The organism is Bacillus taeanensis (assembly GCF_003318295.1).
GTDB classification, from domain to species: Bacteria; Bacillota; Bacilli; order Bacillales; family UBA6769; genus Maribacillus; species Maribacillus taeanensis.
Genome location: NZ_QOCW01000012.1, coordinates 25,113 through 51,364 on the forward strand (window position 1 = coordinate 25,113; position 26,252 = coordinate 51,364).

The 26,252-nt window shown below is 34.5% G+C and carries 28 protein-coding genes, 1 other RNA gene and 1 pseudogene; 9 read left to right on the forward strand and 21 right to left on the reverse strand.

Features of this window, described 5'->3' with window-relative positions:
* Window positions 1-168: 168 nt before the first annotated feature.
* Window positions 169-2,745 carry a helicase-related protein gene (locus DS031_RS12440; RefSeq protein ID WP_113806394.1) on the reverse strand — a complete coding sequence of 859 codons (2,577 nt, stop codon included), beginning with the start codon at window positions 2,743-2,745 and terminating at the stop codon, window positions 169-171.
* A gap of 269 nt (window positions 2,746-3,014) precedes the next feature.
* Between DS031_RS12440 and ppnP the strand changes: the two genes are divergently transcribed.
* Window positions 3,015-3,329, forward strand: coding sequence for a pyrimidine/purine nucleoside phosphorylase (gene ppnP / locus DS031_RS12445; protein WP_113806395.1), 315 nt, complete (start codon window positions 3,015-3,017; stop codon window positions 3,327-3,329).
* 33 nt (window positions 3,330-3,362) lie between these two features.
* On the opposite strand, the gene DS031_RS23685 is transcribed toward ppnP, so the two are convergent.
* The 4 genes from DS031_RS23685 to DS031_RS12460 are packed head-to-tail and all read right to left on the reverse strand — an operon-like array spanning window position 3,363 to window position 4,632.
* Complete coding sequence (locus tag DS031_RS23685; RefSeq protein ID WP_181833138.1) at window positions 3,363-3,500, reverse strand: hypothetical protein; 138 nt, start codon at window positions 3,498-3,500, stop codon at window positions 3,363-3,365.
* Window positions 3,501-3,533: 33 nt separating this feature from the next.
* Entirely contained in the window at window positions 3,534-3,716 is a 183-nt protein-coding gene (locus DS031_RS12450; RefSeq protein ID WP_113806396.1) for a hypothetical protein, read from the reverse strand.
* Between the two features lie 49 nt (window positions 3,717-3,765).
* Window positions 3,766-4,056, reverse strand: a complete 291-nt coding sequence (locus DS031_RS12455; protein ID WP_113806397.1) for a hypothetical protein — start codon at window positions 4,054-4,056, stop codon at window positions 3,766-3,768.
* A gap of 51 nt (window positions 4,057-4,107) precedes the next feature.
* Window positions 4,108-4,632 (reverse strand): D-glycero-alpha-D-manno-heptose-1,7-bisphosphate 7-phosphatase, encoded by a 525-nt coding sequence (locus tag DS031_RS12460; RefSeq protein WP_113806398.1) that lies wholly within the window; start codon window positions 4,630-4,632, stop codon window positions 4,108-4,110.
* A 176-nt stretch (window positions 4,633-4,808) separates the two neighbouring features.
* On the opposite strand from DS031_RS12460, the gene rnpB reads away from it, so the two are divergent.
* Together rnpB and DS031_RS12470 are read left to right on the forward strand one after the other, a co-directional pair.
* Window positions 4,809-5,196, forward strand: an RNA gene (rnpB, locus tag DS031_RS12465) — RNase P RNA component class B.
* Window positions 5,197-5,351: 155 nt separating this feature from the next.
* The gene (locus tag DS031_RS12470) at window positions 5,352-5,753 is read left to right on the forward strand and encodes a DUF4430 domain-containing protein (RefSeq protein WP_113806399.1); all 402 of its coding nucleotides are present in this window, start codon (window positions 5,352-5,354) and stop codon (window positions 5,751-5,753) included.
* 67 nt (window positions 5,754-5,820) lie between these two features.
* On the opposite strand, the gene DS031_RS12475 is transcribed toward DS031_RS12470, so the two are convergent.
* Together DS031_RS12475 and DS031_RS24175 are read right to left on the reverse strand one after the other, a co-directional pair.
* The gene (locus tag DS031_RS12475) at window positions 5,821-6,975 is read right to left on the reverse strand and encodes an MFS transporter (RefSeq protein WP_113806478.1); all 1,155 of its coding nucleotides are present in this window, start codon (window positions 6,973-6,975) and stop codon (window positions 5,821-5,823) included.
* 240 nt (window positions 6,976-7,215) lie between these two features.
* Window positions 7,216-7,434, reverse strand: a pseudogene (locus DS031_RS24175) (DUF2653 family protein); the annotation flags it as partial.
* A gap of 83 nt (window positions 7,435-7,517) precedes the next feature.
* Between DS031_RS24175 and DS031_RS12485 the strand changes: the two are divergent.
* Complete coding sequence (locus tag DS031_RS12485) at window positions 7,518-8,294, forward strand: DUF1836 domain-containing protein (protein WP_113806401.1); 777 nt, start codon at window positions 7,518-7,520, stop codon at window positions 8,292-8,294.
* Between the two features lie 26 nt (window positions 8,295-8,320).
* Here DS031_RS12485 and DS031_RS24570 read toward each other — a convergent pair whose 3' ends face one another.
* The 5 genes from DS031_RS24570 to DS031_RS12505 form a co-directional block, all read right to left on the reverse strand.
* Window positions 8,321-8,413, reverse strand: coding sequence for a hypothetical protein (locus DS031_RS24570; RefSeq protein ID WP_342767246.1), 93 nt, complete (start codon window positions 8,411-8,413; stop codon window positions 8,321-8,323).
* A gap of 25 nt (window positions 8,414-8,438) precedes the next feature.
* Window positions 8,439-9,104, reverse strand: a complete 666-nt coding sequence (locus tag DS031_RS12490) for a methanogen output domain 1-containing protein (RefSeq protein WP_113806402.1) — start codon at window positions 9,102-9,104, stop codon at window positions 8,439-8,441.
* A gap of 123 nt (window positions 9,105-9,227) precedes the next feature.
* Complete coding sequence (locus DS031_RS12495; RefSeq protein ID WP_113806403.1) at window positions 9,228-11,762, reverse strand: DEAD/DEAH box helicase; 2,535 nt, start codon at window positions 11,760-11,762, stop codon at window positions 9,228-9,230.
* A 121-nt stretch (window positions 11,763-11,883) separates the two neighbouring features.
* Window positions 11,884-12,603 (reverse strand): 3-ketoacyl-ACP reductase, encoded by a 720-nt coding sequence (locus DS031_RS12500; RefSeq protein ID WP_113806404.1) that lies wholly within the window; start codon window positions 12,601-12,603, stop codon window positions 11,884-11,886.
* Window positions 12,604-12,736: 133 nt separating this feature from the next.
* Window positions 12,737-13,303, reverse strand: a complete 567-nt coding sequence (locus tag DS031_RS12505) for a lysophospholipid acyltransferase family protein (protein WP_245947397.1) — start codon at window positions 13,301-13,303, stop codon at window positions 12,737-12,739.
* Window positions 13,304-13,476: 173 nt separating this feature from the next.
* On the opposite strand from DS031_RS12505, the gene DS031_RS12510 reads away from it, so the two are divergent.
* Window positions 13,477-13,998: a hypothetical protein gene (locus DS031_RS12510; protein ID WP_113806405.1), complete on the forward strand. Its 522-nt coding sequence runs from the start codon at window positions 13,477-13,479 to the stop codon at window positions 13,996-13,998.
* Between the two features lie 81 nt (window positions 13,999-14,079).
* Window positions 14,080-14,781: a serine/threonine protein kinase gene (locus DS031_RS12515; RefSeq protein WP_113806406.1), complete on the forward strand. Its 702-nt coding sequence runs from the start codon at window positions 14,080-14,082 to the stop codon at window positions 14,779-14,781.
* A 497-nt stretch (window positions 14,782-15,278) separates the two neighbouring features.
* Here DS031_RS12515 and DS031_RS12520 read toward each other — a convergent pair whose 3' ends face one another.
* From DS031_RS12520 to DS031_RS12530, 3 genes are all read right to left on the reverse strand, one after another.
* Window positions 15,279-15,479, reverse strand: coding sequence for a cold-shock protein (locus DS031_RS12520; protein ID WP_113806407.1), 201 nt, complete (start codon window positions 15,477-15,479; stop codon window positions 15,279-15,281).
* Window positions 15,480-15,709: 230 nt separating this feature from the next.
* A complete protein-coding gene (locus DS031_RS12525) occupies window positions 15,710-16,543 on the reverse strand; it encodes a serine/threonine protein kinase (protein WP_113806408.1) in 834 nt (277 codons plus the stop codon).
* A gap of 22 nt (window positions 16,544-16,565) precedes the next feature.
* Window positions 16,566-16,748, reverse strand: coding sequence for a hypothetical protein (locus tag DS031_RS12530; protein ID WP_113806409.1), 183 nt, complete (start codon window positions 16,746-16,748; stop codon window positions 16,566-16,568).
* A gap of 206 nt (window positions 16,749-16,954) precedes the next feature.
* Between DS031_RS12530 and DS031_RS23690 the strand changes: the two genes are divergently transcribed.
* On the forward strand, window positions 16,955-17,098 hold the full coding sequence (locus tag DS031_RS23690) for a hypothetical protein (protein ID WP_181833139.1): 144 nt from the start codon (window positions 16,955-16,957) through the stop codon (window positions 17,096-17,098).
* A 72-nt stretch (window positions 17,099-17,170) separates the two neighbouring features.
* On the opposite strand, the gene ilvD is transcribed toward DS031_RS23690, so the two are convergent.
* From ilvD to DS031_RS12550, 4 genes are all read right to left on the reverse strand, one after another.
* Entirely contained in the window at window positions 17,171-18,847 is a 1,677-nt protein-coding gene (gene ilvD / locus DS031_RS12535) for a dihydroxy-acid dehydratase (RefSeq protein ID WP_113806410.1), read from the reverse strand.
* Window positions 18,848-19,073: 226 nt separating this feature from the next.
* Window positions 19,074-19,400 carry a hypothetical protein gene (locus DS031_RS12540; RefSeq protein ID WP_113806480.1) on the reverse strand — a complete coding sequence of 109 codons (327 nt, stop codon included), beginning with the start codon at window positions 19,398-19,400 and terminating at the stop codon, window positions 19,074-19,076.
* 258 nt (window positions 19,401-19,658) lie between these two features.
* Window positions 19,659-19,907, reverse strand: coding sequence for a helix-turn-helix transcriptional regulator (locus DS031_RS12545; RefSeq protein WP_181833140.1), 249 nt, complete (start codon window positions 19,905-19,907; stop codon window positions 19,659-19,661).
* A gap of 135 nt (window positions 19,908-20,042) precedes the next feature.
* Window positions 20,043-20,768 carry a ZIP family metal transporter gene (locus tag DS031_RS12550; protein WP_113806412.1) on the reverse strand — a complete coding sequence of 242 codons (726 nt, stop codon included), beginning with the start codon at window positions 20,766-20,768 and terminating at the stop codon, window positions 20,043-20,045.
* A gap of 171 nt (window positions 20,769-20,939) precedes the next feature.
* On the opposite strand from DS031_RS12550, the gene DS031_RS12555 reads away from it, so the two are divergent.
* Window positions 20,940-21,539, forward strand: a complete 600-nt coding sequence (locus DS031_RS12555) for a DedA family protein (protein WP_113806413.1) — start codon at window positions 20,940-20,942, stop codon at window positions 21,537-21,539.
* Window positions 21,540-21,576: 37 nt separating this feature from the next.
* Here DS031_RS12555 and DS031_RS12560 read toward each other — a convergent pair whose 3' ends face one another.
* Window positions 21,577-23,493, reverse strand: coding sequence for a vWA domain-containing protein (locus DS031_RS12560; protein ID WP_113806481.1), 1,917 nt, complete (start codon window positions 23,491-23,493; stop codon window positions 21,577-21,579).
* A 10-nt stretch (window positions 23,494-23,503) separates the two neighbouring features.
* The gene (locus tag DS031_RS12565; protein ID WP_181833141.1) at window positions 23,504-24,400 is read right to left on the reverse strand and encodes an ATP-binding protein; all 897 of its coding nucleotides are present in this window, start codon (window positions 24,398-24,400) and stop codon (window positions 23,504-23,506) included.
* Window positions 24,401-24,782: 382 nt separating this feature from the next.
* Between DS031_RS12565 and DS031_RS12570 the strand changes: the two genes are divergently transcribed.
* Window positions 24,783-26,171: a YjiH family protein gene (locus DS031_RS12570; protein WP_113806414.1), complete on the forward strand. Its 1,389-nt coding sequence runs from the start codon at window positions 24,783-24,785 to the stop codon at window positions 26,169-26,171.
* The last annotated feature ends 81 nt before the right edge of the window (window positions 26,172-26,252 follow it).

Here is a 26,252-nt window from a genome sequence, read left to right on the forward strand (position 1 = left end):
AATTAGGATTAAAATGAAAAAAAATACGGGGTAATACCATAATAATATTTTACAAAGATAATTTTTAAGTGTTTTAGATTTCCTGATGATTCATGGTTATTTTAAACCTTCACCTAAATTTTATGTAAAAAGATACATAAGAAAAGAGCTCACACTTTGTGAACTCTTTTAAAAAGACCAATCTTCTTCATAGATATCATAAAACTGCCTTTTATATCGTTTCGAATGACAGGTATTACACATCGAATATGGATAATCCCAAGAAAGTGTTTTGCTGCAGTGCTTGCATTTTTTCGTATAGTTTTTAATATCGGTTTTTAACTGTTCATGAACAGACGTACTAATTTGGTCGCGAAGACGCTCCCAATAAGCTGCCTCTGTTTGTCTTTCTAAGCGGTATAAAAACAAAAGGTGAAGGCCGAGTGCCTTATAAGAGAGTTCAAGTTCTTCAAGATTTCCTTTCTTTATTTTCGGCTCAGGAAGTTCTTTTCGTTCTATAATCGCCCACATCGTTTCTTCCCACTGTTTTGTGAGACTAGGTTCTTTTTTGGAAAACGGCAGATGTAGGAAACCATAAAGATCCATCATTGAAAAGCGAGCCTCAATCTCCGTGTTGCGAATAACTTTATAAAGTTCTCGTTCTTCTGACAGTGATGCTTTTTTTGTTCCAGGCGGGCTTTCGAATTTTTCCCACAATGCAAAAAAAGTACCAAGATCACGATAATATCTTTGGAAGCGTTCAAATACAGAGTTTGTTGGAGCAATCGCAAACGTTTGAACGAGTTCGTCCTGCTGTTCGAGAAGTCGTTTCATTACTCTTATATCCTTTGTAAAAGCTACTTTTCCAACGTTATAAAGTCCTTTTCGACCAGCACGTCCGGCAATTTGTTTCACTTCTTGAGATGTTAAACGGCGTCTTCTCGTACCGTCAAACTTGTCTGTTTCTAAAAAGACAATCCGGCGAATCGGTAAGTTTAATCCCATACCAATCGCGTCAGTAGAGACAATTACAGTTGTTTTCCCGTCCATAAACTGCTGCATCTGCTTTTTTCGCGTTTCTGGAGGCATACTCCCATAAATCATGCTAACTGCATGACCATCGCTCTGAAGCTTGGCTGCGGTTTCAAGAACGCGTCTTCTTGAAAAGCAAACAAGCGCATCTGCTTTTTTCGTATGCTTAATTTGGAAAAATTTTGATTCCACTTCAAGCGGAATATCGCGCTTATATTCATTGATTTCAATTTGAGAATCTCCTAAAAGCTGTAGGATCATCTTTTTCGCGTTTGTACTAGCAATAATATGTACTTCATGAGCATTTGCTTTTGTGATAGCTTTATACCATGAAAAGCCGCGATCTTTATCTGTTATCATCTGTGCTTCATCAATTACAATAACATCATAAAAATCTTTTTCATGAAACATTTCAACTGTACAGGAAAAATGGCTCGCTCCTTCTATATTTTTCTCTTCTTCACCCGTTTTTAGCGCACAGTGAATGTTTTCACTCGTTAACTTATCAAACACTTCAAGTGCCAACAGGCGAAGCGGCGCAAGATAAAGACCGCTCTGAGCTTCCTTCATTCGCTCTAAAGCATGATACGTTTTTCCTGTATTCGTTTCACCGATATGAAGGACATAACGCTTATTACGATCGAAAGACGGGCTGTATTCACGGCCAAAAATATCTTCAATCATTCGCGCTTCTTCTTCTCGTTTACGTTTTAATTCAGCAAGCTCTTCCTCTTTCTTTCTTATCTTTTCCGCAAAGTCTTTTTCATATATTTCTTTATGAACGGAAACATCAAAAGGAACGTTGGAAAGGTTAAGCAGATCAGAAAGGTTTTCTAATTCTATTTTCTCAAAATAATCTGATTGAAGATTATAAAGAATGAGATCGTCTACGCTTAAATCCGTTAATTTTTCATGAAAGGTTTCTTCGTAATCATGAAAAAATGCTTCAGGAAGATGTTCTATAATTAACTTTGGAAGCTGCTCAGAAAGGTAATTTTCAATAAGCTTTTCATAAGCCTCATAATACGTTTCATAGGCATAGATATGCTGACTATCTACTTTATGAACCGCTCCTGTTAATTCGCTGAAAAACTCAGATACCTCATCATAATCAGAAGCATGAAAGGAGCCTTCTTCAACTAACATCTCTTCAATTTTAACCGGATCAATTCTTCGATATTTAGGTTTACTTTTAAAATCATTTGCTAATTGCTGAGCTGCATAATGCCTTACATACAAATAAAACAGTTCTTCATGATCGTCAATAATTTCTTCAACAGCATTTTCTATAGCGGTTAATACTTTTGTTCTGTTTTCCTTGATTTTCTGTTCTTTTTCCCGATTTAAGAAATGACTTCTTGCATTTTGATATCTTACTTGCCATTCTTCTTCACGATCTGAAATTTTTTGATGAAGCCATGATGTTACATCAAAAGGCTGGTAGGTTCTCATTTCGTTTCGAAACACTTTATTAATGATTTTTTTGTCAATGCCATCCACTTCATATCCCTTTTTACTTAAATAGCGCTTTTTCTCTTGTTTTGAAACAGCATTCGTTACTTTTGTAAGCCATACATTTATCCATAATTGTTCTGTATAATGCCCTCGGTCTGCTAAATAATCTTCAAAAGAAGGCAGTTCTTCTTTATCTTCTAAATAATGATTAATGTCTTCATAAATTTTCTTTTTTGTATGCTCAACAGCACGAGGATACAACTCAGTAATAGCAGCCATCATAAAACTCCTTTCAATTTGTTATCCAATTTTATTAGGGTTAAAGGACTCTAAGAAAAATGGTCTTAATGAAAAAGGTGAAGTTGTTCGATGAGGAGATATTAGGGAGTATTTTTTTATGCACTCTTTTTACGAACGTATATTCTTATCATAATAACTGTTTAAAACAAAAACAAATACTTTTTTGAAAATATTTAATATTTCTTTTATCAGAATTTCATGATAAATTAAAGAATGAAGAAAAATATACAGCTGAGAGGAAGAACAAAATGGAACAATTAAAAAACGTGACACTTATTAAAAAAGCAAATCATTACTTTGACGGTAAAGTAACAAGCAGAACGGTCATCCTAGAAGATGGATCTCGTAAAACATTAGGAATTATGATGCCTGGTGAATATGAGTTTTCTACTGATTTAAAAGAAGAAATGGAATTTTTAGCAGGTCACTTAGAATACAAATTACCTGGTGAAGATTGGAAAATAATTGATGGAAGCGGCGTCTTTTATGTACCGGCGAATGAGAAATTCCAACTAAAAGTACATACGGTTGCAGATTACTGCTGCTCTTATTTAAACGATTAATTTTTAGTTCATTTAAAGAGAAATAACGGTCCGTTATTTCTCTTTTTTTTGTTTCATTTCCTTTAATGCTTCATTGATTTTATCGAGATCTTCTTCACTTAAACGATCATTTTCCCATGTTAAATTTTCTTCTTTTACAACATCTTCTAATTTCTTTTTCTTCTTCATCACAGCATCTTACCTCCTTTATTTTCACTATACCCGTTAAGGCGACTGAAGATGCTTTAAATCCTTCACAAACGTTTCAATTAGCTTAAGATGGCCCTCTAAGTCAGAGCGATCATCCTCATTCATATCATCATGAAAGGATTCACTAACTAAATCCGATTGTCCTCTGTGCAGAAGTGTGCTCCAATAATGAATCTTCTCATCTATTATGCTATTCATCTTTTCATCTGCATCCCCTTATATTGATTTTTCAGCTTATCTCTTTTACTTAGCGGATTTTTAAATATGTTGATAAAGTTTCTTTCAAGCTCCCCTGATCATCGTTTGTTTCAATAACAAAGTGATCCCCATCTAAACGAGCGTTCAAGTTTGTAAAGCCCTGCCGTTTTAAAAAATCCATTATATCATCGACTTTTTCTGTTTGGGTAACGAGAACTTTTTTCCCTACGAAGTCCTCGTTGACATACACATCATAGCTATCATGCGTATTTTTTATATTTTCTTCAGCGGTGCTTAACCCCATTAGAAAAGGCGGTGTATTGACAATGTTATCTCTCATAATAAGGTCCTCTTTTCATCTTTTTTGTTATTATGCACAGATTGCACACTTTTACACGATTCTTCCCTTTTGTAAAATCCAATTTACCGCCTCTGCCAAATTAGAAAACTGTGCTCTTGGCTCTCTCTTGCCAATTAATATAGAGTGGACACCAGCCGCTTGTCCTGCTTCAATATCAGGATCACGATCACCAATCATATAACTTTTACTTAAATCGATATCATACTTTTTAGCTAAGTCTAAAATCATTTTCGGTTCAGGCTTGCGGCATGCGCATCCTGCTTTTGGTTTATGATGACAGTAAGCAATATCATTAATAGACGCACCAAATTCCCCTAAATCACTGATCATTTTTTCATGAACCCGATGCAGCTCTTGTTCTTTCATATACCCTAAACCAATGCCGCCCTGGTTTGTCACAACAAACACTTTATATCCTTCTTCATTAAGTTTTTTTACTGCTTCGCCAACACCTTCTAACAGAAAAAACTGTTCTGGCTTATTGACAAACTTCACCCGCTTGCTTAATACCTCATTTATCACACCATCACGATCTAAAAACACCGCTTTATTCATTGCATCGCCTCCATAATGTCTCTTTGTTTTGTTTTATTATGCTGCATTTAAAATAAAAGTATCGCTGTAAGAATATAATAAAAGCTGTCTATTTTATGTTGATATTACCTATGTCAATGAATGATTACCATTAATTACATTTGCGCAGAATTTATTTTCTGTGTAATATAAAGGTAACGTTCAGGTAATCGCTGCATCGCTTCGATGTAGAGGAAAGTCCATGCTCGCACGATCTGAGATGATCGTAGTGTTCGTGCTCAGTGAAAAAATAAACTGAGGTAGTTCGGCTAATGCTGAACTAACGGCAGGGAAAGCACCTACGTCTTTTAGATATGGTGTGAATACCTTGAAAGTGCCACAGTGACGTAGTTCTCTTGGAAACGAGAGAAGTGGAACGAGGTAAACCCCACGAGCGAGAAACCCAAACTATGGTAGGGGAACCTTCTCAACGGAATTCAACGGAGAGAAGGACGAATGACGATTCATTCGTAGATAAATGATTGCCGCCGGAGTACGAGGTTCGCACCGTTTGCAGTACGAAGGTACAAAACATGGCTTATCGAACGTTAAGGCGAAATGCACATGAGTTTTAAATTTAAACTTTTATAGATAGAAAGCTTGGCAAATTGCCAAGCTTTCTTATTTTGAGTAAACTTTTAATAATAAATAACAAATTGAAAAATAATAACCATACAACCATTTAGAGAGGATTTGTATGTATGCATAAAACAAAATTCTTTTTATTATTTTTTGTTTTATTTTTAGTCAGCCAGGCGAGCTCATACTCTGTATTGGCAAATGAAACTGCTGCCAGCGAAGATAAAACCGCAACGATTTCTATTGTTTCTTTTACAAATGAATTAATTGTTGCGAAAGAAGTACAGTTCAACGAAAACGAAAGCTTATTAGATGTAATGAAAAGAGAATTTAACATCGAACTAGAAGATGGCTTAATCGTTTCCATTGAAGGTCATAAAAGCATTCCAAATGAAAATATTCATTGGGCATTGTTTGTAAATGGAGATGTTCAAACCATCGCTGCAGATGAAATTTCTCTGCAAACTTCTGACTATATCCGCTGGTCATTAGAAGACTTTGATGAAAGAGAGATTTTAAAATAATAATGCAAAACAAAAAGAAATCGTCAATAGAACAGTTCTATTGACGATTTCTTTTTGTTTTGCACATTTATCTAGAAAAATTATTATTCGTTCTAATTAATGATTTAATGTAACGGCTTTTATTACTTTTAAATGAAAGTTTATTTACAACTAAACACCCTAATGCAAATAATAATAATAAGATGAACCCGAGACTATAGCTTCCTGTTAGATCTTTAATAATCCCCAATGCAAGAGGTGGGAAAAATCCTCCAATACCCCCAATCGCACTTACAATTCCAGTCACAGCTCCGGTATTAGCAGCCGAAACCTCTGGAACGAGTTTAAATACGGCTCCATTTCCTAATCCTAATAAAAAGGCCATGAATAAACAAGATCCACTAAATAGAATAAAATCATGATTTGTAAAACTAATGAATCCCGCACAACAGGAAATCCCGACAAATAAAATGTTCAATACGTTTGCAGCACCAAAACGATCCGCCGCATACCCTCCTAAAGGCCTGACGACTGTTGCAATAATAACAAATCCTGCAACTTTCCATCCTGAACTTACTGCTGAGAGCTGGAAATTTTGCTGAAGCAATGTAGGTAAATAAAAGCTAAATGCAACAAATCCTCCAAATGTTAAAAAGTAGAATAAAGATAATACCCATGTTTCTTTAAACTTTACCACTGAAAGAGAAGTCTTAAAACCTTTTGCCTCTTTTTTTGGTACGGATTCATGGGTTCCAAACCAAAATATGACTACCATAATCATTAATACGATTGCCGTTCCCCAAAAAGTCCAGCTAAGACCAAACTGAGCGGCAATAATAGGAACTGAAAAACTTGAAACCGCAGTTCCTAAATTACCCATCCCTGTAATTCCAAGAACTAACCCTTGTTTCTCAGGTAAAAACCAACGAGTTACATAAGTGACTGCAATTGCAAATGTAGTACCTGCCATTCCGATTAAAAAGACCCAAAATAATAACGATAGATATGAATTAGAAAATCCTGCACCTACTAACGGAAAAATAAGAAAAATCATTGTAAATGTATAAATCTTTTTACCGCCATATTTATCAGCTAATATTCCCATTGGTATACGCATTAAAGAGCCTAAAATAACAGGCATGACGACTAAAAAGCTTTTTTCAGTTTCACTTAAACCGTAAATGTTCTGAACGGTTGCGGCGATAGGTGAAATAATAGACCAAGCAGTAAATGAAACGATCATGGCTAAAGTTGATAATACTAAAATTGATATGTTACTTTTGACTTTCAATATTAATCCCCCTATTTGATACAACTATTTAGTAAATAAAAACCGTCATTTGCTATTATTTCACAACCTCTCCTTTAAGTGACTTTCTATGTAAGGAAACTTAACAAGGTTTTCTGATATTTTAATTCTGTAAGTATAATGAGAAACATACAAAAAAGCAGGAGAACGTTTAAATGTTCTCCTGCTTTTTTGTTCTTCCTCATCCAGTTCAACCTGTAGATCAACTGAAAAAGGATCAATTTGATGAATAGTATGAAGCCATTGACGAAGGGCTTCAATAAGATTTAGTTCAATTAATATTTGCTGACGACCATTCACTTCTATTTCAGCAGAATATCCATACTCCTCATCATACATTAATTCAACAAGTACTTTTGAAGACTTGTTTAGTGTAAATCGAGTAAAATTTATAGGTTACATAGATTATTTGACTTTAATATAAACAAAACATAATATAAGGTCATAAGAACTTTTAAATAATTGGAGGTAACATATTGGAAACATTTCAATTAACAAGAAAAGAAATGGCCGATCTCCTTCTTTCACTTAAAGGCTGGAATTCTAAAAAGCCTCTTACAATTTTGCAGGAGTCATGGGGAAAAAAACATAAAAAAGAGATTGAAAATGGAAAGTCAACAAGCGCTCTTATTACAACGGCTTTAGCATCTATTTTTGAAAAAATCATTAAAGTGGAGGAACGTGATATTGGTTTTTCACTTAATGAAATTGTGGCACTTGGCAATCAAATTGAAAATACGAACTTTTCAATTACTGCACTGCAAAACTGGGTAAAGCGCGATATTAAAGAGATGGTAGGATCTCCACAAAAAGGGAAGAAATATTCAATTGAACAAGCGGCACTGCTATTTATGGTGGAAGACTTAAAAACAGCACTGGACTTTGAATCGATTCGAAAACTTTTAAGGTTAATCGTAAATGATCCGTCAGACCAAGATGACGATTTAATTAATCCTGTCCTCCTATATGCTTCTTATTCCTCCTTATTTGAGGAGTTAAATCAATTTGACAGCAATCTTGATAGAGAACTTTTAAGTGAAGGAAAACTCCAAGCGATTGAAGCGGTTATTAAACGTAAAGCAGATCAGTTAGTTGAGACATTTCAAGGCCTTAATGCTGATCAGCGAGAAGCCATTCGAAATGCGATTGTTATTTCTGTATTATCCGTTCATACTGCTTATTTCCAAATGATGGCAAAACGATATCTATCAGCAACTCTATTTTTGCAAAACTTAACAGCTGCTTCTGAATAGTAAAAAAGCGATGGTAGTTTTCTATACTATCGCTTTTTTATAACGATTTTAGTTAATTTAACCGGCAGTTTGCGGCTTGGCTGTATAATATACACATTTCCTTTTTGTTCTTCTTTCATATAAGCTAATGTGTCATTATAAATGTTATAGCGTTCTTGAAGAAGGGCTGCTATTTTTCTCTGTTTCAATCTTAATCTGTTCGCGAAGCTCTTCTAACTCATCCAAAAGTTTCATCACAAGCTCATCGCTTTTCTTTAATTCTTCATTTAAGCGAAGCAGTGTTTCTTCTTCCCATTTAAAAGGATCACCATTTTCTGGTGTGCGGGGAAGATTTTCATAAATATCTCCTGCTTCTCTTTCGTCAGGCTGAAAATAAATGGCTACTTCACAGCCTGAATCGCCTAAAGCAATTCTTTTTCGTAAGCTTACTTTTCCATATCCGAACTTTCGAGAAGCAATGCCGCCGAATACACTTGAAGTCATGCGGCATAAATGTGGGGCATCTTGTACGACTTCTCCAAATGGACACGCTTTTGCTTTAACAACAACATGATCTGGATGAACAGATGAAATGTAAAAATGACCGCCGATTGAGTTTTTAAGATCAATAATGACTTCAGCATATTCTTCAACAGTCCAAACACTGTCTTTATCTCCATAAAACGATTCAATCCATTCGCCTGTTCGAACCCCGATTTGACAAACATATTCTTCTGCTGTTTTACCAACTGTTTTTTCATGTATATGAGCATATTGCGTAATTAATTTTGATAAAAAAACAGTACCTGTTAACGAGGCCTTATTAGCCATTATACGTCCTCCCCATTTATTAACTATGATAGTAGATAAATAGCCTTAATATTTATTAAAATTATAATAGATTTAAAAATATAATAAAAGAAATTGGTATGAACAGATAATTTTTTATGAAATTTAAACCAATTCCCTCGGTTCTACAATTTGCGCACACTTAGGGCATTTTGCACAAATTGTCTCCTCGCTAGAAACAGCTTCAAGAGGCTTTGAACAGCGTTTACATGATAACTCTACAAAATCTATATAACGCTGTAAAATAAAGCGGGTAACGCCTCCAGTACCGCCGCAGTAATGACAAATCAGTCTTACTTTCCCACGCTTTGTCACTTCCGCTTCTCGGACGCTGTTACAATCTGAACAGCGCTCCCAGACGCTTAAATATTTAGTAAGGGAATAATTTATTTTATTAGAGGTTATAGCAATTTCGTTTGTTTGTTCGATTATCTCTTCTGGATTAAAATCAAGATAGCTAACTAGTAAAGAAATCATTTCAGGAGCATGAACTCTTGCTGCTAATAATATTTGTTTATGATCAGCATACGGCATATTGAGCCATAATACTTTATCATCTAACAGCATGATTGAATATGGAAATGATGATGGAATAACTTTTGCAGCGCTTAAATTTACAGCATGAGGCTCTTTCGTAAAAATCGTGATTTCAAGATTTTTATGTTTTATCTTTTCCCAAAATATGTCGGAAATCTTACTTGCAAAAGGTATGGAAAGCAGCACACTTTTCTTCACTTTCTCGAGATCACCAATCATTTGTTTGTCATCTTTTGGTTTATACCAAATCAGTTTTTGATGTTGAATCAGTTCACGTAAAAATTGGTTTGATTGGTAAGAGGAATTCTGATTTTTAAAATGAGTAAAAAGTTTAGATAATGCTCGTTCTTTTGGAAGCCGCTTTTTTAAAAAGGACTCATCGGCAACTGCAATAAATTTCCCTCGTGATCTTGTTACAGCTACATTGATTAAACGATCACTTTTTTCATCCTTTATAAGCATACCAGGACGTGTTTCAGGAAAGCTGTCCACCACATCAAAAATGATGGAATCACGTTCTGATCCCTGAAATTTGTGTACTGTTGCCGCAAGTATATGTTTATTAGGCAGAATCTCTTTAATCAAGCTGTTCATGAGGTTTGCCTGCGCTTTATATGGTGTTACGTATCCGATTGAATCTATGCCGCTTTTAGAAGCTTTTAGAATTAAACTCATTGAAAGTAATACTGAAACAAGATTATAATGAGACCCCGTTGTACTGTCTTTGGCTCCATATGCATGAAGATTAGACATGTTGAGCAAAAGGGCGGCTTCTTTGGCAAACGGCTTTTTATTAGCAACTTCTTGTTTTTTAATGACGCTTTTATGATTGCTCACTTTTCCTTTATAAATAATGCGGTTTGTAAATGCCGAAATATCCTGATGCATTCTTCGCTGTTTCGTAAGCATAAATAAATGAGGATGAAAGATTCCCTTCTCCGTTTTCTGCGCCATTCCAGTTTGATAGAAAAGATCTTCTTTTAACCATTGATTTACATAAGGATGATCAGCTAACGCAATCGGCGGAAGCTGTTTGAAATCACCGCATACAACCACTCGTTTTCCAAGAGAAGCTGCAAATGCAATTTGCGGAGCGTATGCCATACTAATTTCATCTACTATCACTAAATCATATTCTTTTTTATATAAAACGCGGTCTGAAGCTGTTTTTGATAGCGTTGACCCAATCATTTGAGCGTCTTCAAGCAGTTCTTGTTCTAATTTTTTTATCTCCATACTTATTTTATGGAGATGTTCATCAACAAATTTCATCCGTGAAGCCCCTGTTTGTCGGCGGATGAGATTTTTGCGTTCTTCTTGAAATGCTTGCTGCTTTTCAAAAAGAGTAGGATAATTATTTTCAATAAGTTTTGCAGAAAGTAGGTCTGGAGATTCCTGCATCTGTTCATTACGGCTAAATCCATAGCGAACGATATCTCCAGAATGCCAATTCTGCTTTTTTTTCACATATTTTGCAATCTCTAACATTAACACATCAACCGCTGCATTGCTGTGCGAAAGAACTAATACCTTTTTCCCTTTACGATAATGATTGGCGGCAATTCTCGAAAGCGTGTATGTTTTTCCAGTGCCGGGCGGTCCCCAAATGTAGGTAGTCGCATTATAAAATGATCTTAACAATGCCTCATGCTGGTCATTTTTTATCGTTTTCTGAAGATGATTAACGGGCGCTTCGCCAGTCATGAGACGTTTTACTCTTCTAAGCTTTTGACGATCTTCTTTTATTTCCTTTAGTCGGTCAATAAGCGATTCCAACAACTGCCATGGTTCATTATATAAATCAGCACCTTCAATAGAATTACCAAGAAAGTCTGATATTTTAACGTATAGAGATCTTCCTTCAGAAGCAATCACTTCCCCTTTAACTTCCCTTTCCTTATATACAATACGAACAGGAGAACTATCAGGAACGTAAAGCTCTGCAGTGGTGTGAAAGTGATACACATATTCCTCGTGACTTTTCGCCAACAGCTCTCCTGAAGGAAGAATATATCGTTCTCCCCCATTTTCCTGCAAATAGTTAAGCTCAATAGCAAGGGCGCGGTTCCATTCAAATAAAAAAGATCCAATTGTGCGTGTCATGCTGTAAAACTCCCTCTTTCATTCATGCCGTTCTTTTTGCTTATTTATTGTAACATGTAAAAAAGATATAAACGAAAAAGAGATATCCGGATGTTTTTCCAGCTATCTCTTTTAGTGTTTTTTAAGGGTTTGTTGACCATAACCCAGCAGACTTAACAAACACACGTGTATTTAATTTTAATTGACCAACAATATATTCAGCAAGATCTTCAGGCTGCATCACTTTTTCAGGATTGCCGTCAGTAAGGCCTGTATTTATTGCTAATGGTGTTGCAACCGTACTTGGGGTTAGCGCAGTTACACGAATATTATGTTTCCGTACTTCTAATGCAAGCGACTCAGTCAGACCAAGTACGCCAAATTTTGAAGCACTGTATGCACTTGTTACAGGGGCGCCTTTTTGTCCTGCTGTTGATGAAATATTGATGATATCTCCAGTGCTGCGCTCAATCATATCAGGTAATACTGCGCGCGTTACATAATACACACCTAGTAAGTTCACGTTAATAATTTTTTCCCAATCCGTTACTTCTAAATCAAGGAATCCGCCAAACTTCGCAATTCCTGCATTATTAATTAATATATTAATCAATCCTAATTCTTTTTTTATAGAGTTGACTGCTTCAATAACTAATTCATTTTCAGAAACATCTGCAGTTGCGATGGCGACTTTTACACCAAGTGCTCTAATTTCTTCAGCGGCATCTTGTAAATCACTTTCAGAACGTGCGATTAATCCAACGTTCACGCCTTCTTTTGCTAATGCAATCGCGGTTGCTCGTCCAATTCCTTTACCGGCGCCTGTGACTAAAGCGGTTTTTCCTGTTAAAATTTCTGCCATATGTCTACACCTCTTTACTAAATTCTATGACTTAAGTAGATGCTTATTTTATGAAAATATTTTAATAACGTCAATTAATTTGATTTTTATATAATTACTATACAAATAAAAAACACTCTTTTAATAGAGTGTTCTAATTTGCTGCTTTTATAAGCTTTTTTATTTCTTTAGTAATTTGTGAAGTGATTTCTTCATATTCTGTACCGTCTTCAAACGTAATCGGTTTTCCAAAAATAACCCCCGCTGGTTTAAACCAACCATTTTTAGCACCATACACATATGTCGGTACAACAGGCGCTTTACTTCTTGCTGCAATAAAGCCGATTCCTTTTTTTGCTTCTTGAATTTCACCGTCTTTTGAACGTGTACCTTCAAAGAAGATCGAGAAAATTCCACCATTTTTTAATATTTTCAACGTATGTTTAAGCGATTTCATATCCGCTTGTCCTCTTTTAACAGGAAATGATCCCATTTCGGTAATGATATAGGAAAAGAAACGATTTTTAAATAGTTCTTCTTTTGCCATAATGTACATTTTACGAGGTGCATGTGTGCCCACTATAAGAGAATCATAGTTGCTCGTATGATTCATTGCTAAAATGCAGGCACCTTTCGGAATATTTTCTAAACCTTCAATTTTTAAGCGAAAACGGATCATTAAAAATACTTTTACACAGAAACGAATTATACGATAGACCAACTTAATATTCCCCTTTTATATCTAATTATTAAGAATAGAATATCACAGATTTGTGATCTTGAGTAAAAAATCTAAGAAGTATACAATAGAGAAACAGCAATGGAAGGTAAATAAACAAAAAATGTTTCTTTTTAAAAATAATATGTATCGATAAAAGATAAGGAGAACCGATGATGTTTGATCCCACAATCTATGAAAACTTAAAAGTCGTCATGGAAGGTGCTATCTATGATTTAGATTTAACAAATGAAATTAAAGTAAGGAATCGAAGTGATATTCTTAACTTAGCTGTAATGTCAAGGTGCTTTTCTATGCAGTTTCAATCCTATAAAGCAAAAGATTCTTACCCATTAGCCGAAATCGCTTTGCATACATCAATGAAAGATCTGGCTCTTGAAATATTAGAAGAAAATGAAACAGAAGCAGGTTGTGAAATAGCTGTATATTTTTATACGAGGATAAAAAATATTGAAAAAGATTGCTCTCATATTGAATTCTTTTTAAATAATATATGGAATCAGCGTCCAGCAATTAAACAAGAAATTTCATACTACTATAGTAATAAGAATACTGTTTATAACAAAGTAACCTTAACATTCGGACGTAAAATTAATGAAGATCAAATTGATGATTTTCATAATATAATTGATCATACACTCCAATCCCTGTATTATTTTGAAACAGAACTTTCATGATAAATATTATTTATACACGCTTCATTCAATCTCCCACTTTAAAAATTTAAGAATAAAAAGATAAATAAAAGGGTGATATCAATGATTAAACAGCTTAAAAAAAATGTAGAAAAAGAATTATTGCCAAATATTGATGTATATAGTAACAGCCCTTTTAATCCAGTAATCGTTTCAAATATTCCTGAAAATTGGGTTTTAGTTGGAAAAGGAAATTATGCAGGGGTATTTCTTCATTCTAAATTTCCAAAGTATGTAATAAAAGTTTATGGAGAAAATCGGCCTGGAATAGAAGAGGAAATTGAAGTATATAAAAAAATTGGAGATCATGCGTCATATTCTAAACTTTACGCGTATGGAGAACGATATTTAATTTTAAAAAATCTATCTGGCATTACGTTATATAATGCAATAAATAAAGGGTTACAAATTCCTGAGCAAGTGATTAAAGATGTAGATGAAGCTTTGAGTTATGCGATAAACCAACGTTTAAATCCTATTGATATTCACGGTAAAAATATTGTTATGGATAAGGGAAGAGGATATATTGTTGATATTTCTGATTTTTTACAAACAAAATCATGCAGGAAATGGAAAGATTTAAGAAAGGCGTATTATTCCTTTTATAAACCTTTCTTTAGTAAAGTGCAATTTCCAATACCGATGTGGGGATTAGATCTTATTCGAAAATCTTATCGTTATTATAGTCGTTATAAACGGTTGGAAAAATGGGAAATTCGTCCAAAAAATAAACTTAATAATAGTGAAACACATTATAAAGAGTAAGTGTGAAAATTACTGTTATGGAGAGTCACTTCGCTCTACTTATTCTTTAACATTAAAAGAATCCTTACCTTGCTTCTTGTTTTCCATCTTCCATTTTCACTGTTTTTTTAGGTCTATGCATCTCTTCGTCTTCGTTATCTTCCATGTTATAAAGGCCTATGAACATAAATCCTCATGCCAGCGCAAATGATGCCCATGCTAAAAATGTAAAAGCAGGGGTATTTCTTTTTCGCATCGTTATTTATAACTTCTTTCTTTTTATTTTATTGTTAGTTTATTGTATTTGTTGTTAAGTTTTTTAATTACTATTGTTTGTTTTTTAAATTATAATTTTAAAATAAATATGGTATGTGAAATTTGTGAGCGGATTCATTTTATTCCGTTAAAAATAAACAAGCCGATACTCTAATAAGATAAGAAATCGACTTGTTTATACTTCTACACTCCCTAAAGCTAAACGATACTTGAGCAATCCTAAGCATTATAAAAAACTGAAATTATTTTTTATTTTGAGAAGGATTGTTAATCACTTGTAATACTTTTGTGTTCTCCTGCATTTCACTGCTGCAAATTGGGCATGTTGGTTCTTCACTGCTTTTAAAGTTATCACGAACCCAACATTTACACCCATCAGACGTACATTCCCAAATTTTTGTTTCTTCTGTTTGTATTTCTTCATCATTTTTTCTACCGTACATCTAAATTCACATCCTTTTATAAAGGTTAAAAAAACAGCTTCAAATTAAAAGACTTCAACTAACATTTTATCCTTTTTCCACGTGTTTATATCTTACAATTTTCTTCTCCATCATTTCAACATCTCAAAAAATTCACTTATTATAAAAAGTGTTTGTAAAAAACAGGACCCTTTTATAACAAGTGAATGTATGGACTGCTAATAGTTTTTTATTATTAATTATAACTGAAATTACATATTATTGTCAAAAATCTTTAATCTATGGTTAACAGCATGAATCAGTTCATCAATATGATGATATGGCTCTTTAATCTGGAGCATTTTTCTAAGTATTTCTTTAGAGAATTTACTTATAGGGAGCTCTTCTTCCCAACTTCGCTCAACTTTTGATGAAGGGGTATAGTCAGAATAAAGCAGAAAAAGAAGAAAATGACCAAGCGAATAAAAATCACTTTGAAATGTTACTTCTCGTTTTAATTGCTTTTCGATCATATAATCTGAAAGCCTTTCTGCATGTACTGTTGGTTTATCACCAATATACCTGGCTAATCCAAAATCAATGAGGTGGAGTTGATTTTTCACCACTATAATATTTGGAATTCGTAAATCTCGATGCACAATATTTTCATTGTGTATATATTTTACGATGACTAACAATTGTTGAAGAATTTGAAACGCTTCATTCTCTGTGTAAGTTTTGCCTTTATGAAAAATTAAATCCTCAAAAGTATTTCCGTTTATGAATTCCATTGTGAAATAGAAATCATCTTTAAAGAAAAAATTTTCATGGATTTTAGGAATCGCAGGATGATTAAGCGTACCTAAGATGTTTGTCTCATAATGATAAGACAGCTTACTTTTTTCGTCTTTTCGCCGGCTTGGTTTTGTTTGCTTTAATACATATAACTTATTTTGCTGCCTAGTATCGCGAACAAGATACGTAATGCCGTAACTGCCCATACCAAGTGTTTCAACAATCTCATATTTTCCTTTTATCATTGTACCGTTTTTGAGGGGGCGATCTTGTAAAAAAGCTTTTATACTCTTATAAATTGAAGTTACCAATGTCTTCACCTAACTAAACATGTTAACTGCTGAAAAAGCTGGAAAAGAAGCTGCCGCTTTTATGTTTTCTTTTATAATGAGAATGTCCGTAATGAGAATGTCCCTTTCTATTATATCCTCTATACCGATGACGTTTATCACTGCTGCTGTATGAACGATAATGTTTACGTCTATTTAAAAGCATTTTTATTATTTTTTTTAACATTGTCATTCTCCTTCACTTTGAATTACTAATATATACGACTAAAAAAATAAAAGGTTTCGTTTTTCTATCGAAAAGGAACTTTAAGACAGCTATAATTAAGATAATATCAATTAAAAGTAATTTTAAAGAAGGTATATTAATATTGGATGTAATGTTATTTCGTTTTATTAACAATATTCGCAGGGAAAGAGGAGATAATCGATGAAGTGATGAAATTCATTGCGTCTTATGCTGTTTATGTATTCATCGCTTCATTTATTCTTGCACTTTTTTCAACATATCTTATTAGATGGCTGTTAATAACTATTGCCGCAAAAAGACATCAGTCCAAAACACCTTTAAAAGTATAAAAAAAGATACATGGTAAAACTGTTATACTAGCAGTCTACCATGTATCTTTTCATATTTTTTCACATAAAAAATTAGATTTTCATAATACCGCCAGTGCTCGCGGAAGTAACAAGCTTAGAATAGCGGGCAAGGTAACCTGTTTTTACTTTAGGTTCAAAGCCTTTCCAATCCGCTTTACGAGCTTCCCACTCTTCTTCAGGCACTTGAACGTCCATTATACGTTTGTCAATGTCAATCACAACATGATCGCCGTCTTTAACAAATGCTAATGGTCCGCCTTCTGCTGCTTCCGGTGAAGCATGTCCGATTGAAATACCGCGGGAAGCTCCAGAGAAACGACCATCCGTTACAAGCGCAACTTTTGCTCCAAGCCCCATCCCCATGATTTGTGAAGTTGGTGCAAGCATTTCCGGCATTCCAGGACCGCCTTTTGGTCCTTCATAACGAATAATGACTACATGCCCTTCTTTAACTTTGCCATTTGCAATTCCTGATAGTGCTTCTTCTTGAGATTCAAATACAATTGCCGGTCCTTCATGACTTGTAATACCAGCATCAACGCCACCTGTTTTAATAATCGCGCCATCTGGAGCAAGGTTACCGAATAATACAGCAAGACCGCCTTTTTCAGTAAATGGATTATCAATTGGACGAATGACGTTATAATCTTTTACATCGCAGCCAGCAATATTTTCACCTAATGTTTGACCTGTTACAGTCATTGTATCAAGGTGAAGTGCGCCCTCTTTTTTCGATAATTCGTTAAGGGCCGCTGATACACCGCCTGCTTCATGTAAATCTTCAATAAACACGTCAGAAGCTGGCGCTAATTTTGAAAGATGCGGTACACGTGCTGCTACTTCATTAATTCGCTCAAGCGGATAGTCAACACCTGCTTCATTTGCAAGAGCAAGTGTGTGAAGAACTGTATTTGTTGAACCGCCAAGTGCCATATCAAGCGCAAATGCATTATCAATCGCTTTTTCAGTTACGATATCACGCGGTTTTAAATCCATTTCAATTAAGTTCATAAGCTGTTTTGCTGATTTTTTTACAAATTCTTTACGCTCCGGCGCAACCGCTAAAATTGTTCCGTTTCCAGGAAGTGCAATTCCAAGCGCTTCTGCTAAACAGTTCATTGAATTCGCGGTAAACATTCCTGAACAAGAACCACATGTCGGGCAACCAAATTGCTCAAGTTCCTGCAGCCCTTTTTCATCAATTTTACCAGATTGATAAGCACCTACGCCTTCAAATACTGAAGAAAGAGAGATTTTCTTTCCATCACTTGTCACGCCGGCTTTCATCGGACCGCCGCTGACAAAGATTGTCGGAATGTTTAAGCGCATTGCTGCCATCATCATTCCCGGTGTGATTTTATCACAGTTCGGAATACAAACCATACCGTCAAACCAGTGCGCTGAAACAACCGTTTCAACGGAGTCCGCAATAATTTCACGACTTGGTAATGAATAGCGCATGCCAATATGTCCCATTGCAATTCCGTCATCAACGCCAATTGTATTCATTTCAAACGGTACACCGCCTGCTTCACGAATGGCATCTTTTACAATTTTCCCAAATTCTTGAAGGTGAACATGCCCAGGAACTATATCAATATATGAGTTAACAACCGCAATGAACGGTTTATCAAAATCTTCTTCTTTTACACCTGCTGCTCGAAGTAAGCTTCGGTGCGGTGCTCGGTCAAATCCTTTTTTAATCATATTACTGCGTAATTCTGCCACAACAAATCCCTCCACATTATTAACTTTTCAATCTTCTACATATTTTGATTTTTTAATATTGTAACACTATTTTTTATACTTGTATATTTAACAGGAATTATTTATTTTTGTAAAGATGTGATTTTAGAAAAATTTCAAAAAATTATTTGCAGAGGATTACGTACTATCTGTACTTTCTACCTAAAAACGCTGAACTGTTAACAGTTCAGCGTTTTTAGGTGATTATTTATTTTTCATTGTTATTTGTTTGTTCTTCTGTCTCAATTTGACTTTCTTCATACCACTGATCTAAAACTTTTGCATCTAATACTTTTTCTTCAATATAATTAACCTGCTTGTCTGTAAACTGAGGTTTCCAATCAACCTCCAGCTCACCAGCTAATTTTGTAACCGTTAATAATTCCTGCCAAGCAACATAACGCTTATACCAGAAAAACTGTGGTTGTTCGCTCATATAGGGGTATAAATCGTCAAATTCAATATGTTTACAATCTACTGTACGTTCAAATTGCACTTTTGCTTCAGAAATTTTCTCTTTAAAAAAGCTGTTCATATCTTTACTCACGATTTTTCACTCTCCCAAAATTAAAATAATATAATCTTCATCTCGTTTCCTGTTTTTCCTTTGATATGCGCTTTAAAACTGCTTACTTTTATAATGGTGGTTATTTTTATAATATTCAATATTTATTTTGCCATAATTCCTAAAAGAAATGCAATGTTAATGCTTGAATAGCAAAATAAAACGAATCAGCCAAACGTTTTATTTGTTATTATTTAAAACACTTGGGTGATTCGCTTCCTTGCAGGTTTAGTTATCTTCGCCGCCTGGATATTGCTCAATAATTTCAAATATATCTCTTATATCACAGCCGAGAATTTGCGAAATTAAAATTGCTACCCCAACAGAAGGCATTGCTTTAATAAAGCCATTTTTATCATTTTCACACCATCTGTGAAGTTGACTATGATGGACATTCAATAGTTTTGACATTTGTGTTTTTTTAATCCCTTTTTCTTTTAAGTATTCTCCAAGTTTACTTTTTACTTTAACTTTCAACAATAACATCCTCTCTTAGAAGATTTAAAGAGATATATGTCATTATAAATAACTTTTCATTTTATTGCTAGAATAAGAGATCTATCTATAACATTATTTTCTTTTAAATTGGAAAGGTTGTTGTAAAATATTTTTTTACTGAATCGTTGTTAACACTAGTGAAGCAATCAATCCAAGTGCCGTAATAAAGCCGACAATAGGTCCACCCTCCTCATGTGCTTCGGGCATCATTGTAGAAGAAACCATTGCGACCACGCCTCCTGCAGCAAACGCGCTAATTCCAGCAACCAATGAATTGGAAGCATCTTGTAAGAAAATAAACCCTAAACAAGCACTTAAACTAGATAATAAAAATACGATTACCCATAAAAATAAAATCTTCCTGTTGGAATATCCATCTTTTTTTAAACCAATACTGCTTGATAATCCTTCAGGAAGGTTGCTAATAAAAATCGCGATCACTAACAAATAGCTCACCTGCTGATGAATTAAGCTAATACCGATAATAACAGACTCTGGTATGGCATCAATCACCGTTCCGATAAAAATCGCTAATCCTGAATTGTTTTTGGGATTTTCTTTTGAACGCTTTCTCTCTTTTCCGCCTCGTTTTGCAATCATGATATCAAATGCTGTAAACAAAGCAGCTCCGATCATAAATCCACTAATCGTAACAGAAAGACCGCCAATTTGAAGCGATTCATCAAGCATTTCAAAGGAAGCGGCGCCTATTAAAACCCCTGTGCCAAAAGCCATAATATAACCAATGATTTTCTTTTTAATAGGTAATAAAAGTCCCATTAAGGCACCAATAAAAACAGCAGATCCAGCAATCCCACCCCATAATAATGCATGCCACATATAATATACCATCCTTTATTTAAAATCATTTTCCAAGGAATATTTTGTGCCTGACACACTAAAAACATACAAATTAAAATAAAATCAAACAATGTTCTTGTTTTTTATGCTGTTTAAATATGATTTAATAAAAAGTAGTTTATATTAATAATTTCTAAATGGAGATGTGACATGGAACAATCTTGGGATCAATTTTTAATCCATTACGGGTATTTCGGAATACTACTACTTCTTATTGGCGGCATTGTGGGAATTCCATTACCAGATGAAATTTTATTAACATTTGTAGGATATAATGTTTATCGAGGAAATATGACATTTGTCATGGCATTACTATTTGCTTTTTTAGGAAGTGCCATTGGAATAACAATCAGCTATTTTTTAGGATCTAAGTTAGGTTTACCATTTTTAAAACGGTATGGAAGTAAAATGTATATAACTGAAAAAAAACTTGTGCTGACTCAACAACTTTTTAGGAAATACGGTTCCTTTCTTCTCTTTATTGGCTATTTCATTCCAGGAATAAGACATGTAACAGCTTACTTGGCGGGTATTTCTAATTATAAGCCTCTTAAATTCTCAGTTGTTGCTTACTCTGGGGCATTGGTATGGACTTTATCGTTTATCACTTTAGGCTTTCAATTAGGAGAAAAATGGAATGATGTAAATAGACATTTAAACGATTTAACTCCTTATATTTGGTTAGTTCTTCTAACAATAAGCACATATTTTATTTACATTCGTGTGATTAAAAAGAACAAATGTAATTAGCATAAACCCAGGGACTAGTCCCTGGGTTTATAACTTGTTATATGCTTTTATGAAGCAGCTTTTTTAATAATGGAAATAAAACATCAGGCAGTTCTTCAATAACTGGAACGAGAATGCTGTATTTTCCATATATATTTTGAATTGTTTTTTGTTGTGCTTCATCAATTTCTCCGTTTGCTAGGAAAACATTGATTACTTCAATCCCATGTTTTCTCGCTTCTAATACCGCTTCATGTGTGTCGACAATTCCATTTTGTTCATATCCCATTGCTGCAGGTTCGCCGTCAGAAAAGACGAGCAGAAACTTTTGTTTCTCACTTCGCTTTAATAAGTTTTCCGTCATATGGCGAATCGCATAACCATCGCGGTTATCTTCTTCAGGTTCAAGCTGCATAATTTCCGGACCAATTTTTCGTTTTAATGAAGAATTAAAATCAACAACAGTTTTAAAGTAGTTCGGCTGTTTTGTTTCTGTTGCTTCATTTGTATCTTCCCAAAATCCAACAATCGTGTGAGGAACAAAAACGGACTTAAGCGCTTCATGAAATAGCGTAATACCAAGTTTGGTTTGCTCCATCTTATCAAACATTGATGCAGAGCAATCAACAAGCAGAGAGAAAGCCGCATCGATTTCCGTGGAAGGTTCCTGTTTTTTATAAAAAAGACGCGGGTTTTCATCCGTAAAAAGACGAATTAACTTTTTATTTAACCGCCCAAAATGAAGATCATTTCTAGGCATAATTTTTTTATGCTCTAACGTTTTTTGAATCATTTGTTTTAACTTTTTTTGATAAGGTGCCACAATCGTTTTATTGCTTTCGTAATTTGAAAGATGAACAGCAGTTAGCGGCTCAGGCGTTAAAAAGATGGAAAAGGCAAATTTATTTTCTTTGCCATACTCGTTGTCTTTTCCCCCCTCTTTCAACTCCTGTTTGCTTTCCAACGCTTCCATTTCAGAATAATCATTTTGGGTACTTTTTTGCGCCGAACCTTGAACAATTCCCATTGCTTGGTCTCCTGAATCGCCTTCACGAACTCCTTCACCTAACATATCAGTTTGGGAACCTTGTTCAAGGTCAAACTGCAGAAAGCTTTTCGTTGTTTCACTCGTCTCTCTATGCCACATCGGCATTTTTTGTTCATGAATGTCTTCGTCGCCATCTTTTTCTTCTTCTAATACATCACAATTAGTTAGCTTATCTTTTCTCTTTAAATCCTCAAATGTTAATGAGTTCTCTCCTGCCTCATAATTAAGCTCAGGAAGGAGAAAATACGTATTTAACATATCACCTTCTAAAATCTCTTCAAGCACTTCAATAAGACTTAGACAAACCTTCGAAACATCTTTTGTTGATTTCGTTTCGAAAAACTTTGTAAGTTCATTTTGAATAAACGGCATTGCCCGGTCAATACTTTCGTTAATGGCAGGCACTTCTTCGACAAATGACTGAGCTGTTAACAGACCATACATCAAATTAAAAAGAGCATCCGTATGAACACTTTTTACAATATTCACTTTAAATTGACTTTCAAAATCTCGTTGATATACTGCTCGCCTAACTGCAAAAGCTTTTTTCGTTCCTGGACGCTGTCTTTTAATAATTTCCTCAAGCCGCAAGTCTTCTCCCAATACAAAAAGCTGTTTCGCAAAACTTGGCAGAGACGTTTTTGCTGCTCTTTTTAAAAATTGATTCATTTCTTTTCTATTCGAATTGTTCATATTTCCAACCGCTCTTAAAAACACTTCACTTTTTAAGCCGTATACACGTTCTTCATTTGTACGGTTGTCCCAAAAATGACTTAATAAAATCTTTTTATGAACAGGATCATAATAAGAGCGATACCCATATTCCACTTCTAGGTCAGCCATTTTTGATAAAGTTTTAGCTAAATCGGAAAGTTCCATAAACAAAAAAGAATCTATTTTTTTATCGTTAAAAAGTATATGCTTCATGATAAAAACCTCACTCAAATAACGTTTCAGCTATATTTTGAATGGCTGCTTTCTCCCTCTCGTCTTCTAGCTTTTCAATAATCCCTCTTTGAATGGCGCGAATTGGCGGTAAGTACACAGCTAAATCACAAGTATCGATTAATGCACGTACAGATGCCGCTTCTTCTGAAATTTGACCATTTCTTACTTGAACAATCAAGTCAGCCGATAACGCTACAAATTGATTGAGGAGTGCTTCGTTTTTTAACATTGTTTGATTACTTAAAACCATTTTTAAGTGCGGACCTTGAATATACGGCACGTCAATCACTACAAAGCGGTTTTTTAATGCTTCGTTTAAAGGCACTGTTCCTACATATCCTTCATTAATCGCAGCGATGACGCCAAACCCTGCAGATGCTTTTACAACTTCTCCTGTAAATGGATTCGTAATCATTTTTCGGTAATCCAACACCCCATTTAAAACAGGAAGTGTCTCAGGTTTAGCCATATTAATTTCATCAATATATAACAGATGACCTTTTTTCATCGCATTGATGACAGGTCCTGAAATAAATTCAATTGAATTTTTTCCATTCTTTTCAACAATCGTTTTATAGCCTAACAGGGCTTCTGCATCTAGATCAACTGAACAGTTGATGCTGTGCATTGGCTTTGAAAAAAGATGGGATAATGTTTCAGCTAACTTTGTTTTACCCGATCCAGTTGGCCCTTTTAATAAAACATTTTTACCTAACGATAGCGCAATGATAGCGTCAAATAAAATGGAACGGTCACTTGCAGTATAGCCACTTGAGCCAACTAACATTTTATCTTCCGGAGACAGCGATAATAAATTGGTTTTATTTTGAATGAGTCCTGCCTCAATTTCTTGAGGAAGCTGCAGATTATCTGTATAAACCGACATAAAAACAATCCTTTCAACCATGTTATTTTAACATGTTTTTTCTTTTATAATAAAAACTCTACTAGAGTATTCTACTAGAAATCATACCATTTCTGCAAAAAAACTAGTTTTTTGAAAATTTTTTTAAATTTTTTTCAATGAAAATTATGTTATTCTTATACTGTTTTCTTATTAAACATACAGAATTAAATACTGAAAAACTATATTAATAAAGATTTTAACTAACAGAAGATCTAATTAAAACCTTAATATTTATACAGTTATTTATTTTTGTGTAGTTATTTAAATTTTCTTACAATATTGACTTTTCTTAAATTAAAATTTAGATTAATAATTAGATGGATGCGTTTTCTAAAATAAACCATTTTGAGGTGATGATTAAATGGAAAGCAGTAAAAAACAGATTCCCATACAAACCGAGAAAGAACAGCAGGAACACTCTTTTAGAGACTATTTAACCTTTATTATTCCTTCTCTCATTGGCATCTTTTTATTTATGATACCCTTTTCTTATAATGAGGAAATTACAATTCCGGTTGCCATGTTAGCGGGTTTCGTGGAAAGCAGTTTAGCGAACTACTTACCAATGATGATGACTGTAATCATGATACTTACAGCGCTTTTTTCATTACTTGCCATTCTTATAAAGCCAGCTTTTATTATGAAGCGCTCGTTTATGAAAACACTTTTTAATGTAAATACGTTTTGGTTAATAACGAGAATTGTTGGCGCTCTGTTTGCCCTCCTAACCGTTTTTAACATAGGTCCTAAGTGGATTACTTCAGAATATACTGGAGGCTTGCTGCTGTTTGATTTAATTCCTGTTCTATTTTCGGTTTTCCTGTTTGCCGGTCTTTTCCTTCCACTTCTTCTTAATTTTGGATTGCTTGAACTTTTTGGTGCGCTGCTAACAAAAATTATGCGGCCCATTTTCACTCTCCCTGGTCGGTCTTCAATTGACTGTTTAGCATCGTGGTTAGGAGATGGAACGGTAGGAATTCTTCTTACAAATAAACAGTATGAAGATGGATTTTACTCAAAACGTGAGGCTGCAGTAATTGGGACAACTTTTTCTGTTGTATCCATCACGTTTACGATTGTTATCCTTTCCTATATGGAACTACAACATTTATTTTTTCAATATTATCTTACAATTGTCATAGCAGGACTTGCGGCAGCTATTATTTGCCCACGCATTCCTCCTCTTTCAACCAAGCCTGATACATTTTTTGAAAAAGTAGAGGCTAAAGGAGATAACGTGGTGCCAAAAGGAGTTTCTCCATTTAAATGGGGGATTTTAAAAGCAACAGCAGAAGCAAAGAGAAATAATGATTTTCCCGCTCTTTTAAAAAGCGGCGCTAAAAATGTGTTAGACCTTTGGTTGGGTGTTATTCCGGTTGTGATGGCAATCGGAACAACAGCACTTATTATTGCTGAATATACACCTCTATTTAAACTATTAGGTGCACCATTTATTCCACTTCTTTCGATCATGCAGGTTCCGTATGCTGCAGAAGCTGCCCAAACAATGGTCGTTGGATTTGCTGATATGTTTTTACCTGCTGTGATTGGAAGCGGCATTGAAAGTGAATTTACCCGATTTGTTATTGCGTGCGTCTCTGTTACACAGCTCATTTACATGTCTGAAGTTGGCGGTCTGTTATTAGGGTCAAAACTACCAGTGAGCTTTAAAGATTTAATCATTATTTTTATTGAAAGAACGCTTATTACACTCCCAATTATCGTACTCATTGCTCATCTTATTTTTTAATAAGAAAGCTGTTTTAAAAATGAGGCTGATCTGATTGATCAGCCTCATTTTTATTATGAATGCTATCAATCTTTTATTTTT